The following is a 12364-nucleotide window of genomic DNA, read 5'->3' on the forward strand; positions in this document are numbered from 1 at the left end:
TTTAACCCCGCCCATCATCCGCGCGGGTGGAATTTAGGGGGGGGAGGCGGTATTATACCCAAATATTCCCGTTTAATTAATTGGTATATGGGGGGCCGATTTGCGTACGCCCCTTTCCTATTGGACTGACGATCTCACGCGCCTCTGAGCGTCAGGTGCAAGGTCTCGGCGAAGCGGTCGGGATAGGGCGCAAAGCCCATATGGTCGCCGGGGAAGGCGGCGCGCTTGCTGCCGAGCCTGTCGGCCAGCGCCTTGCCCATGCCGTCGATCGGCTGGCCGATGGACTCTTCGCCGATGCCGACCACGACCGGGCGGCCGCGCAACGCCTCGATATCAGGACGGTAGAGCGACAGCGGCATGACGCCATGCGCCAGCCAGTATTCGAAATTGCCGCTGACCCTGGCAAAGGTCTCGGCCTCTTCGGGCGACGGTTCGAACGAAGGCGGTCCGTCTTGCGGCTCGTGCGGTCCGGCTTCACCCTGGTCCGGCCCTTCCGACAGGCCGTTCTCGCTGAAGAATTTCTGCATCGCCGCCTCGACGCCCTGGCTGCGATAGGTGTCGTGCAGGTCGCGCATGCCGGCCAGTGACGGCGACGGGTCGTCGAGCAGCATCATGCTGGGCGGCTCATGCGCCACCAGCGCACGAACCCGGCCGGGATGGCGGGCGGCGAGGTTGAGCCCGATGTGAGCGCCGCCGCTGGTGCCGAACACATAGGCCGGTCCGGCGCCAAGCGCCTCGATCAATCTCGCGGCATCGTCGCCATGGACATTGAGGTCCTGCTCTTGCTGCTCTCCGTCGAAGGTGCTGCGCGAATTGCCGCGCGGATCATAGGCGACCACCGTGTAGCGGTCGGCGAGGTAGCCCGCGACATCGGCGAAGACGCCGGCATCCTGCGGTCCGCCGGGGATTATCAACAAGTACGGGGCCGGAACCGCGCATCTCATAATAGAGGCTGGCGCCCGGTACTTTCAGCGTCGACGTTTGGGGGGTCATGTCCATCTCTCCTGTTGTTCTCATGTCAAAGTTCGGCTTTGCGCCGGGTCCGATCATTTGCCGGCGACAACCATGCGGTTGCCCTCGCTGTCGCGGAATTCGGCGACCGTGCGGCCCGGCTGCCAAGGCGCTTCCTGCGGCTCGGTGATGATTTCGACGCCGCGCGCCTTCAGGCCCGCGACCGTTGCCTCGACATCGCCATCAACGAGCACCAGCACGGGCTCAGTGCCCGGGGTGTCATCGGCGCGTTTGACGAAATGCAAATTGGTGACGGCGCCGGGAAATGTCAGCTCGATCCAGCGCCAGCCGCTGTCGCCCATCAGCTGGTCCTCCGCCACCTGGCAAGCAAGATGTCCGGTGTAGAAGGCCTTGGCGCGGTCCTGGTCGAACACCGGCAATTCGGCAAACTGGATGTGCATGATGGATCTCTCCTGCTCCTCGATGGCTGCCGCGCAGCCGTCCACGGGAAAGACGATCCGGACGATCGAAAAGATTCGCCGGGCGACGAATCTTTTCGAGGCCGCGAAACGTCCTCTCCGTGCAGAGTTGAAAATAGGAGACGACAATGGGCTACAATCTCATCCGCTACGGCGTGAAGGACGAAAGCATCGCCGAGAACCGTATGCTGGTTGCACAGGTGTTCGAGGCACTCGACGACACGAAGCCGCAATCCGTGCGCTACCTCGTCCTGGAACTGGAGAATGGCGAGTTCATCCATCTTGTCAGCCAGGATGGCGACGGCCTGACGGGGCTCGCAGCCTTCAAGGCCTTCAGCGCCGATCATGCCGGACGCCGCTCGACGCCGCTTGCCAGATCGCCGGCAAAGATCGTCGGCAATTATCGTATGCTGGCCGGCGAGGTCGTGCCGGCTTGAATGCAAAGACCGGCATTTTGGGAACGGACAGGATGAACACAGCAAAACTCGACCGCGTTGCCCTGGAGGCGATGCTCGGCTCCTTGCGACCGAAGCTGCACCGCTACTGCGCCCGCATGGCCGGCTCGGTGATCGATGGCGAGGACATCGTCCAGGAGACACTGATCAAGGCACTGCAGGCCATCGACGGCGACGCCGCCGTCGAGCATCCGGAGCAATGGCTGTTCCGCATAGCCCACAATGCCGCGCAAGATCATCTGCGCCGGCGCCAGCGGGAGCAGGCGCGCATGAGCGAGACCGACATGACGACGATCGAAGACCCCTCCGCCAGCGCCGATGCGAGGCTCGCCACCGCCGCCAGCCTGCGAAGCTTCATGCAGCTGGCAACAGTGCAGCGCAGCGCCGTGATCCTTGTCGACGTGCTTGGCCTCAGCCTGCACGAAACCTGCGAAGTGTCCGGCGCGACCCTGGCTGCGACCAAGGCAGCGCTCCATCGCGGGCGGTCGCAGCTGCGCCTGCTGGCGTCACAGGACGAGCAGGCGCCTGCCCCAAAGCTCGACGCCGGTGACGAGCGGCGCCTGCGCCGCTATGTCGACCTGTTCAACGCGCGCGACTTCGACGCCGTGCGCGCGTTGATCGCCGAGGATATCCAGCTTGAAGTCGTCAACCGCACCCGCATGCGCGGTAAGGCGCAGGTTTCCAACTATTTCGGCAATTACGACCGTGTCCAGGACTGGGCGCTGTCGCTCGGCTTCGTCGACGGCAGGCCGGCCATCCTGATCCGCAACCCGCAAACGGGAGATGACGCCGTGCGCGGCTTCATGCTGGTCGACTGGCAGGATGGAAAGGTCAGCCATATCCGCGATTTCCGCTACGCGCCCTATTGCCTTGCCGATGCGGACATCCGCTTCATCGACGAGTAAGCATCGGCCAGAGAGCGCGGGCTTCGCGCCTCAGGCGAAGCTTTGCAAATTGGCGTCCTGCAGCTTGGAGCCGGCGAGCAAGGCCTCGAGCACCTGCTTCTTGAGCGACAGGCACTGCGAGCGGGCAAGCTTTGCGATGGCCGAGACTTCGGCCAGCTCGCAGGCAAGCACCAACTCCTTCTGCTGGCCGATGATCGCTTGCGTGAAGTCGCGCGATTTGAAGCCGAGATGGAGGACACGCTCCGACTGGTCGAGCGTTTGGTCGAGCAGGCGAACTAGGCGCAGATTGCCAGAGAGTTCAGCCAGGGCCAGGCGAAAGGCGCGGTCGGCCGCTAGAAAGGCGACATGGCTGCGCAGCGTCTCCGGCTTCAGCACCTTCTGCGCCGCCAGCCTGATGTCGTCGAGCCCGCGTTCGGTGAGGTTTGCCGCGGCCACCCGGAACACTTCCGGTTCGATCAGGCTGCGGACGTCGAAGATCTCGTTGACGTCGCGCAGGCTAAGCGGTGCGATGACATAACCGCGGCGCGGCTCGCTCTTGATCAGCCCTTCCTGCGTCAGGCGGGCCAAAGCCGAGCGGATCGTCGCCTTCCTGATCTGGTAGCGGTCGCCGATCTGCTTTTCGGTCAGGCTTTCGCCGGGTTGCAGGACGCAGGCGACGATGTCGCTCTTCAGCTGCTCATAAGCTTCCTCGCTGCGCAATATGTCGGCGGTCGACGGCGCCTTGACGGCGGACGGTGACACTGATTTCGGAAGAGCCATATCTGCCTGCCCGTTTGGTCTGCCCGCGTGGTCTGCCCGCGTGGTCTGCCCGCGTAGTCTGCCCGCGTAGTCTGCTTGCCGGTTTCGACCATCCGGTTGACGGGTCTGTCGGCATTCGCTAGCCTGAGCATCTCAGTTGTATTGGTTGAGCTTCTCAATGGAGATGACGACAAATGTCTCTTGCCGCCAACTCGCCTCTCTACGCCGTAACCGCCGATATCGTCAACGCAGCCAAAGGTGCTCATGCCATCGAACGGGTCAAGGCGGTGCTGCGCGAACACACCGATCGCTTCCATGCATCAGGCGTGCTCGCGCATGAGGAAGACGACGATGAGGTGCTGCTGCATGCCAGCCCTGACTTGACCATCTACCACATCACGCTTTCGCCCGGCCTGCAGTACCCGCCGCACAACCATCTGATGGATGCGCTGATCGGCATCTACAAGGGCAGCGAGACCAACTTCATCTATCCCGTCGACGGCAGCGAGATCGATGCGCCGGAACGCCACGACGTCGCGGCGCCCGCGGTGGTGCATATGAACCCGGATACGGTGCATGCGGTCGCCAACACCGGCAGCGCCCGCTCGGGCGCACTGCATGTCTATCTCGGCAATCTGACGGAGACCCACCGCCACATGTGGAGCCCGGACAGCACCCACGCCGAGCCGTTTGACAATGAGCGGTATCTGGCTGGAGCGAGGCCTATTGGGCCTTGATCCGGGAAAGGTGGAAGAAAAGTGAGCGTGCTGCGCGGCGGCGTGAATGAGCATTCAGCGTCGCTGCGCCCAGATAACGGTCGCCGCGTACTCTCCCGTTTCAAGAACATCGCAGCGCGTTTATAGCGCAGTCAGGCTGACGACTGGGTAATAAATGAAGAAGCCCGGAATAGGCGGCGTCCAGTTCTCCAGCACTCGAATGAGGCGGTGCTCGGCAACGTGTTCCGCGACCTGCTCTTCATATGTGAGCTCAAAGACCGGCTAGCGGATCGCAGGAAATCACAGTTTCGGCGGAAATGGCGCGCCCGAAGAGATTCGAACTCCTGACCCCCAGATTCGTAGTCTGGTGCTCTATCCAGCTGAGCTACGGGCGCGCAACAGGCCATGCTTTACATAGCCCCGCTAACCGATCCTGACGACCGGCCGCGACAAGACGTGTTCCCTAGCGACTGAATTTCCGAAAAGCAAGCCAATCCGGCAAAAGTTTTGTCGCAGCTGCTTTCGACGGTGTCGATCAAGGTGTGCTGAGATTCAGCTAAAGTCCGGCTTCGGCTGAATATCAATACTGCTCAGGCCGGGCGGCGCAGGCCGTTGCGGGCCTGGTCGAGGCGGACCGGCTGGTCGGGGATGGTGACGGCGAAGGTGGTGCGTCCGCCGATCGATTCGACCAGCTCCACCGTGCCGCCATGGGCGCGGATCAGTTCGTGCGCGATGGCCAGGCCAAGGCCGGTGCCGCCGCTGCGGGCCGAGCCGCGAAACGCCGCGAACAGGTTTTCTCGAGCCTTCGCCGGCAGGCCGGGACCGGTGTCGGTGACAATGATGCGGCTTACGCTGCCTATGCGCTCGGCCGATACGGCGAGCCGGCGCACCAGCGCGCTCTCGGCGTCGGCCGCCATCGCCTGGACCGCGTTGCGACAGAGATTGGTGAGCACGCGAAACAGCTGGTCGGAATCGGCATCGACCTCGAAGGCGAGCTCGACGGCATTGACGAATTCGATGCCGCCCTCGATGTCGAGCAGGCCGTGGACGTCGTCGACCAGCTGGCGCAGCCGCAAGCGGCGGCGTGAGGGCGCCGGCTCCTGCGTGCGACCATAGTGGAGCACGCCTTCGGAATAGGAGACGGCTCGGTCGAGCGCGCGCAACAGCTTTGGCGCGAAGGCCTGCACCGTCGGGTCCTTGACCAGGCGCAAGCGGTCGGACATCAGCTGCGCCGAGGCCAGGATGTTGCGCATGTCGTGGTTGATCTTGGAGACGGCGAGGCCAAGGTCGGCAAGGTGCTTCTGCTCCGACAGCATCTTTTGCAGCCGTTCCTGCATCTGCGACAGTTCGCGCTCGGCAACGCCGATCTCGTCGGCGCGGGCGGCCGGGTGGATGATGCGCCCTGGATCGTCGGGCGCCTCGGAGAAGGACAGCATCGAGCGCGTCATGGTGCGGATCGGGCCGATCATGATCAGGTCGATCGCGGCATAGACCAGCATGGCGGTGAACAGCGAGATCAGCAGCGAGACGAAGGCGACGTTGCGCGAATAGCGCAGCATGGCGTTGCGCAGGGAATAGTCGGGCATGATCAGCTCGAATTCCTTGTCGCTGTCGCCGACCGGGCCGAACACCCTCAGCATGCGCTTGCCGCCGAAGAACAGCGTATCCAGCGCCCCGGTCATGCCCTTGATCATGCCGACATTGGCGAGGTCGATATGCTCGTCGACCTGCGGCGGCATCTCGGCCACCACCAGCAGGCGCGAGACGCCGCCGTCGCGCACCGCGATCGCCTTGGCGCCGATTGCCATCAGCACGTCGTTCTGGGCGGCGCGGGAGAGCGAATTGGGCTCGCCCTGCACCAGCACGATCGACACCGCGGCAGCGGTGCTTAGCCGCTCCTTCAGCCAGGCCAGGCGGTAGCTGGCGATCCAGGGCAGGAAAATGAGGACTTCGGCCAGGAGCACGAAGACAATGGTGAGCAAGAGCAGCTTGGTCGACAGGCCGCGCGCCAGGGGCACTGAACGATTGGGCACCGAACGGCTCGCAACCGCGCGAACGGTCGCCGGGCTGGCATCGGCTGTCGCCGGGCCGCTCCCTTCATCCGCTGATGCAACTTCGCTCATTAAGGCCTGTCTTCACAAACGCTTGATCGGTTGAGATTAGGTGATTGCGGCTTTTTTGCCAATTTCATCCTTCGTTGGACGATGGTGCCAGCAATAAAGACCGCCTCGAACTGGGTGTTCGCGCTGCGACGAACTGACGTTCGCGCTGCGACGAACTCATAGTTCGCGCTGGATTGACTCCCAAAACCCTTCTTTCTATAAGCCGCTCACGCTCGGGCCATTCGTCCCGGCGCGGTTTCGATCGCGCCAATGCCGGCCCGGCAAAGCTCCTGTTACACAGTGACAGAATCAAGAAGGGCCGCACCCCGCGGTATTAAAACAAATGAAGCGTACCTACCAACCGTCCAAACTCGTCCGCAAACGCCGGCACGGTTTCCGTGCTCGCATGGCCACCAAGGGTGGTCGCGGCGTCGTCGCAGCTCGCCGCAACCGCGGCCGCAAGCGGCTCAGCGCCTGAACGGAAGACGAGATCGTTGCCCGCAACCGGCAAGCCAGTGGGACCAAACCCCAAGCGGCTTCTGAAACGTGCGGAATTCCTGGCCGTCCGCCGCGGTGAAAAGCGGCGCGGGCGGCTTTTTCTCGTTGAAGTTCTCGACCGCAATGACGGCCTGCCGCCGCGCGTCGGCTTCACCGTCACCAAGAAGGTCGGCAATGCGGTTGTCCGCAACCGCGTCAGGCGGCGGCTGAAAGAAGCCGTGCGCACCCATGCCGCAAGTGACATGGCGCCCGGCAATGACTATGTCATCGTCGGGCGTGAAGACGTGCTCACCATTCCGTTCGGCCAGTTGAAGGCCGAACTCTCCCGCCGTCTCAGCGGAACACGATAGGCCAAGGGCTTTCGATGGAAAACAACCGGAACTTCTACATCACCATCGTCTTGTCGGTGCTGATCCTCGGGCTGTGGCAATATTTCTATGTGCTGCCGCGCAGCGAACAGCAGCGCGAGGCGGCCCGCATCGAAGAGCAGCGGGCGGCGGAGCAGAAGAAGGCGGCCGAGGCCGCCAACCCCGGCGGCACGCCGGCGCCCGCAGCGCCCGGCGCCATTCCAAACGCGCCCGGCACCTATGTCACGACGCCGGAAGGCCGCGCGCAGGAAGTGGCCAAGACGGCCCGCGTCAACATCGACACGCCGAGCCTGTCGGGCTCGATCAACCTCACCGGCGCCCGCCTCGACGACCTAAAGCTCAAGCACTACACCGAGACGGTCGACAAGACATCGCCGCAGATCCAGCTGCTCAATCCGCAGGCGCTGCCCACCGGCTATTATGCCGAGATCGGCTTTGTCGGCAGCGACACGACCGGCACGGTGCCGGGCCCGGAAACGGTCTGGAGCGTCGACGGCAATGCGACGCTGACGCCGGCGACGCCAGTGACGCTGACCTTCACCAACGACAAGGGCCTGACCTTCAAGCGCACGATCTCCGTCGACGGCGACTACATGTTCACCGTTTCCGATGCGGTGCAGAATTCAGGCTCGACCCCCGTCACACTGTCCAATTACGGCCGCGTCATCCGTTTCGACAAGCCGGCCGTCGCCAGCTCCTATGTGCTGCATGAAGGCCTGATCGGCGTCACGGGAACCGAAGGCCTGCAGGAGCACAAATACGCCGACATCGAGAAGAACAAGCTCTATACGCCGAGCAAATCGACCGATGGCTGGCTTGGCATCACCGACAAATATTGGGCGGTCACCCTGGTGCCGACCGAGAAGCAGCCCTTCCAGCCGCACTATGCCTATTACGACAATGGCCGCCCGCGCTACCAGTCGGACTTCCTCACCGACCCGATCACCATTGCCGCCGGCCAGTCGGCGACGGTGGAGACCGAGATCTTCGCCGGCGCCAAGGAAGTCAACAAGATCAACGCCTACGCCCAGGACCGCCAGATCAGGCTGTTCGACCGGCTGATCGATTGGGGGTGGTTCATCTGGATCACCAAGCCGATGTTCTACCTGATCGACACGCTGTACAAATTCTTCGGCAATTTCGGTCTGGCCATCCTTGCCACCACGGTCGTCGTCAAAACCCTCTTCTTCCCGCTCGCCAACAAATCCTATGCGTCGATGGCGAACATGAAGAAGGTGCAGCCCAAGATGCTCGAGATCCGCGAGAAATACGCGGACGACAAGATGAAGCAGCAACAGGCGATGATGGAGCTGTACAAGACCGAGAAGATCAATCCGCTCGCCGGCTGCTGGCCGGTGGCACTGCAGATCCCGGTGTTCTTCTCGCTCTACAAGGTGCTCTACATCACCATCGAGATGCGGCACGCGCCGTTCTTCGGCTGGGTCCAGGATCTGGCCGCGCCCGATCCGACCTCGGTCTTCAACCTGTTCGGCCTGCTGCCCTTCGCGCCGCCGGCATTCCTGCCGCATATGGGCGCCTGGGCGGTGGTCATGGGCATCACCATGTTCCTGCAGATGCGCATGAACCCGACGCCACCGGATCCGACGCAGGCGCAGATCTTCACCTGGATGCCGGTGATCTTCACCTTCATGATGGGCAGCTTCCCGGCCGGCCTCGTCATCTACTGGGCCTGGAACAACACGCTGTCGATCCTGCAGCAGGGCGTGATCATGAAGCGCCAGGGCGCCAAGATCGAATTGTGGGACAATCTGACGGCGCTGTTCCGAAAGAAACCCTCGCCGGCTGAATAAAAGGCGTGGCAATCAAAGCCCCGGCTCGTCCGGTGTTTTTGTGGACGAGGCGCGCATCACGTTCCCGTGAGGCGCGAAACTTGCGGCGTGCAACCGGCGTGGCTGCTGCTTGTACCGCCAAGGCCGATCAACATCGATCAGCCCTAATCCGAAGACCATTGTTTTTGATCCGTGACCCCGTCATGTCCACCGCGGGGATGCGGCGCGTGGAATGGGCATTCGCCTTTAAGTATTTGTTATCATTATCATTTTTTACTCTGCACCGAAACTTTCCCGCAATTGCCGCGTAACTCTTCCCGACAATCGAATCAACAATTGTCGCACCAGAAGGGTTCTCCAATGGCAAAGTCCATCCTCAAGGCATTATGCTTTTCCGCCGGCCTTGCTCTATCGGGCCTCGCAGCGACGACGGCCTATACGCTCGCCAATCCCGCCGTTGGCGGCGCTGCGATGCTGACCTCCAAGAACATCGTCGAGAACGCCCTCAACTCGCCGATCCACAAGACGCTGGTTGCCGCCGTCAAGGCCGCCGGCCTGGTCGACACGCTGGAAAGCGCGGGACCCTTCACGGTGTTTGCGCCGACCGATTCCGCCTTCAAGAAACTGCCGGCCGGCACCGTCGCCACGCTGGTGAAGCCCGAAAATAAGGACAAGCTGACCAAGATCCTGACCGCCCATGTCGTGGCTGGCAAGATCTCGGCCAAGGATATGATGACCAAGGCCAAGGCGATGGGTGGCAAGTATGAAATGAAGACCGTCAGCGGCGACACGCTGATCGCCGAGGTAAAAAAAGGCGCGCTTTATATCGTCGACGAATCCGGCGGCGCCGCCAAGGTAACGGTCGCCGACGTCAACCAGTCGAACGGCGTCATCCACGTCGTCAACAAGGTGCTGTTGCCGAAGTAACGGCTTTACGCAACGGGGAATGACGGCGGGCTGCGACGGGCTTTCTCGGTCTGCCTTCCCACCTCACGAGGAGGTGCCATTCTTTTGAAGCCGTCTTCGACACCACCGGGGTCCTGCTTGTCCTTCGCAGGGCCCCGTTTTTTGGGTTTCAGGGCGCCTTAGCCGACGGCGGCGGTCGACCTGATCGTGATCTGCCGCGGCACGAACTGAACATCGAAGCCCAGCAGGGCTCGCTCATCGGGCGATTGGTGCTATAGGGCGGATCACGCCATCTAGAATGGCGGCTTTAATTTGCGCCACTCTCGACGGATCTCGCCATGGACGGACCCAACCCAGACATCAAACACCCGATCCCGATGCACACCCGCGTCGGCTTCCTCAAGCCCCTGGTCACCGCACCGAATATCGAGATCGGCGAGTTCACCTACTATGACGATCCTGACGGACCGGACAAATTCGCCGAGCGATGCGTGCTGCATCATTATCCCTTCATCGGCGACAAGCTGATCATCGGCAAGTTCTGCGCCATCGCCGAGGGCGCGCGCTTCATTATGAACGGCGCCAACCATGCCATGTCCGGCTTTTCCACCTATCCGTTCAACATTTTCGGCCATGGCTGGGAGCAAGGCTTCGACCCGAAGATGTTGTCGCAGGAAGTGCGCGGCGACACGGTGGTCGGCAATGATGTATGGATCGGCATGGATGCGGTGATCATGCCCGGCGTGTCGGTCGGCAATGGCGCCATCGTGGCGGCGAAATCGGTGGTGACGCATGACGTGCCGGCCTATGCGATCGTCGCCGGCAATGCGGCAAAGGTGGTGAAGATGCGTTTCGACGACAGGACGGTCAGGCGACTGCTTTCCGCGGCGTGGTGGAATTGGCCCGTGGACAAGATCGGCCGCAACCTCAACGCCATCCGAGGCGCCGATATTTCCAGGCTGGAGGCAGCAATTTGAACGCGTTGGGCAACGCCGTCATCGGAACCGACCTGTTCACCAAGGGGTGGATCTTCATCCGCGGCGTGCCGGCGATGAAGTTCCTGCCGCCGGAGGGGCCGCCGGAGATCGCCTTTGCCGGCCGCTCCAATGTCGGCAAGTCGTCGCTGATCAATGCGCTGGTCGGCCATAAAGGGCTGGCGCGCACCTCCAACACGCCGGGCCGCACGCAGGAGCTCAACTATTTCGTGCCGGGCGGGTTTTCCGGCGAAGGCACCGACTTGCCGCCAATGGCGCTGGTCGACATGCCGGGCTACGGCTATGCCAGCGCGCCGAAGGAAAAGGTGGACGATTGGACCAAGCTGGTCTTCGACTATCTCAAGGGCCGCGTGACGCTGAAGCGGGTCTATGTGCTGATCGATTCCCGCCATGGCATCAAAGCCAAGGACGACGAAGTGCTGTCGCTGCTCGACAAGGCGGCGGTGTCCTACCAGATCGTGCTGACCAAGACCGACAAGATCAAGGCCGCCGGCGTGCCGCAGCTGATCGAAGAGACATTACTGAAGATCAAGAAGCGGCCGGCGGCGTTTCCGTTCGTGCTCGCCACGTCGTCGGAAAAGGGCGAGGGTCTGGAGGAACTGCGCGCGGCGATCGTGCTGGCGGCCAATGGCGGTTAAAAGCAACTCCGGGAAAAGTGTGAAGCGGTTTTCCGTCCGGAGTTGCGAAAAAAGACCTTTGGCTAACTAGGCCTTTGCCTTGGACTTCGCCTCGAGCGCGATCATCTGGTGGCTTTCTTCCTCGGCAAGCTTTTCAGTGCCGTAGGACTTCAGGAACAGGCTGACGCCCGACCGCACGATGTGGTCGATCTCATCCTGGCTCGGCGCCTTGGTGCGGTAGGCGAAGATGCACTGGCGAAACAGGCCGGCGAGGCACAGTTCGGTGAATTGATAGGCGGCAAGATCGACATCATCGATCTTGAGCAGGCCGCGTTCTATGGCTGCATTGAGGAACTTGACCACCTTGTCGTGGCCGCGTTTGGGGCCGCGTTCGTAAAACCGCGCGCCCATGTCCGGTATCCTGTCGGAGGCGCCGATCACGGTGCGTTGCGCCTGGATGACCTTGGCCGAGGTGATCTTCATCGACAGCACCTTGCCGAACTTCACCAGCGTCTGGCGCAGATCGTCGGCGCGGTCGAGCATGTCGTACATGTTCTTGAAGATGGTGCCGCGCTCTTCCTCGATCAGCGCCTCGAACAGCTCTTCCTTGTTGGCGAAGTAGACATAGATCGTGCCCTTGGAGACGCCGGCCTCGCGGGTAATGTCGTTCATCGACGCCGCTTCGAAGCCCTTGTCGATGAACACGCGCCGCGCGCCCTCAATGATCTGGCTGCGCTTGACCGGATCCTGGCCCGCCGCCGGGCGGCCGCGACGCGCACTATCCAGCACATCGCACCGATCATTTTCGACGTCGGGTAACGTGTCGGCCATTAAAGTCACACCT

14 protein-coding genes and 1 tRNA gene are annotated in these 12364 nt (G+C 62.4%); 9 read left to right on the forward strand and 6 right to left on the reverse strand.

All coding sequences use genetic code 11. From position 1 onward, the window contains the following. Nucleotides 1-134: 134 nt before the first annotated feature. Complete coding sequence (locus NKI31_RS21145; protein ID WP_352652481.1) at nt 135-917, reverse strand: alpha/beta hydrolase; 783 nt, start codon at nt 915-917, stop codon at nt 135-137. A gap of 129 nt (nt 918-1046) precedes the next feature. Next, a complete protein-coding gene (locus NKI31_RS21150) occupies nt 1047-1412 on the reverse strand; it encodes a VOC family protein (RefSeq protein ID WP_352462848.1) in 366 nt (121 codons plus the stop codon). Between the two features lie 146 nt (nt 1413-1558). On the opposite strand from NKI31_RS21150, the gene NKI31_RS21155 reads away from it, so the two are divergent. Then, nucleotides 1559-1867, forward strand: coding sequence for a hypothetical protein (locus tag NKI31_RS21155; protein WP_023681378.1), 309 nt, complete (start codon nt 1559-1561; stop codon nt 1865-1867). A gap of 32 nt (nt 1868-1899) precedes the next feature. Next, the gene (locus NKI31_RS21160) at nt 1900-2790 is read left to right on the forward strand and encodes a sigma-70 family RNA polymerase sigma factor (protein ID WP_023714482.1); all 891 of its coding nucleotides are present in this window, start codon (nt 1900-1902) and stop codon (nt 2788-2790) included. 30 nt (nt 2791-2820) lie between these two features. Here the strand turns inward: NKI31_RS21160 and NKI31_RS21165 are convergent, their stop codons facing one another. After that, entirely contained in the window at nt 2821-3549 is a 729-nt protein-coding gene (locus NKI31_RS21165; protein ID WP_023714481.1) for a GntR family transcriptional regulator, read from the reverse strand. Nucleotides 3550-3722: 173 nt separating this feature from the next. Between NKI31_RS21165 and NKI31_RS21170 the strand changes: the two genes are divergently transcribed. Beyond that, nucleotides 3723-4265, forward strand: coding sequence for an autotransporter (locus tag NKI31_RS21170; RefSeq protein WP_023755496.1), 543 nt, complete (start codon nt 3723-3725; stop codon nt 4263-4265). A 297-nt stretch (nt 4266-4562) separates the two neighbouring features. Here the strand turns inward: NKI31_RS21170 and NKI31_RS21175 are convergent. After that, nucleotides 4563-4639: transfer RNA gene (locus NKI31_RS21175), tRNA-Arg, on the reverse strand. Between the two features lie 195 nt (nt 4640-4834). Next, nucleotides 4835-6367: an ATP-binding protein gene (locus tag NKI31_RS21180; protein WP_352652482.1), complete on the reverse strand. Its 1533-nt coding sequence runs from the start codon at nt 6365-6367 to the stop codon at nt 4835-4837. A 322-nt stretch (nt 6368-6689) separates the two neighbouring features. On the opposite strand from NKI31_RS21180, the gene rpmH reads away from it, so the two are divergent. The 6 genes from rpmH to yihA all read left to right on the forward strand — a co-directional run bounded on the left by rpmH (nt 6690) and on the right by yihA (nt 11541). Next, nucleotides 6690-6824 (forward strand): 50S ribosomal protein L34, encoded by a 135-nt coding sequence (gene rpmH, locus NKI31_RS21185; RefSeq protein ID WP_008833937.1) that lies wholly within the window; start codon nt 6690-6692, stop codon nt 6822-6824. Between the two features lie 16 nt (nt 6825-6840). Beyond that, on the forward strand, nt 6841-7194 hold the full coding sequence (rnpA, locus tag NKI31_RS21190) for a ribonuclease P protein component (protein WP_023672264.1): 354 nt from the start codon (nt 6841-6843) through the stop codon (nt 7192-7194). A gap of 14 nt (nt 7195-7208) precedes the next feature. Then, nucleotides 7209-9023, forward strand: a complete 1815-nt coding sequence (gene yidC, locus NKI31_RS21195) for a membrane protein insertase YidC (RefSeq protein WP_023681359.1) — start codon at nt 7209-7211, stop codon at nt 9021-9023. Between the two features lie 339 nt (nt 9024-9362). After that, a complete protein-coding gene (locus NKI31_RS21200; protein ID WP_352652483.1) occupies nt 9363-9929 on the forward strand; it encodes a fasciclin domain-containing protein in 567 nt (188 codons plus the stop codon). A 317-nt stretch (nt 9930-10246) separates the two neighbouring features. Then, the gene (locus tag NKI31_RS21205) at nt 10247-10885 is read left to right on the forward strand and encodes a CatB-related O-acetyltransferase (RefSeq protein WP_352652484.1); all 639 of its coding nucleotides are present in this window, start codon (nt 10247-10249) and stop codon (nt 10883-10885) included. Next, the gene (gene yihA, locus NKI31_RS21210) at nt 10882-11541 is read left to right on the forward strand and encodes a ribosome biogenesis GTP-binding protein YihA/YsxC (protein WP_352652485.1); all 660 of its coding nucleotides are present in this window, start codon (nt 10882-10884) and stop codon (nt 11539-11541) included. Before NKI31_RS21205 ends, yihA begins: the two co-directional genes overlap by 4 nt. Nucleotides 11542-11607: 66 nt before the next feature. On the opposite strand, the gene NKI31_RS21215 is transcribed toward yihA, so the two are convergent. Then, nucleotides 11608-12351 carry a TetR/AcrR family transcriptional regulator gene (locus NKI31_RS21215; protein WP_023710413.1) on the reverse strand — a complete coding sequence of 248 codons (744 nt, stop codon included), beginning with the start codon at nt 12349-12351 and terminating at the stop codon, nt 11608-11610. Nucleotides 12352-12364 lie beyond the last annotated feature (13 nt).

It is taken from the genome of Mesorhizobium sp. M0659 (genome assembly GCF_040320605.1).
Taxonomy (GTDB): domain Bacteria; phylum Pseudomonadota; class Alphaproteobacteria; order Rhizobiales; family Rhizobiaceae; genus Mesorhizobium.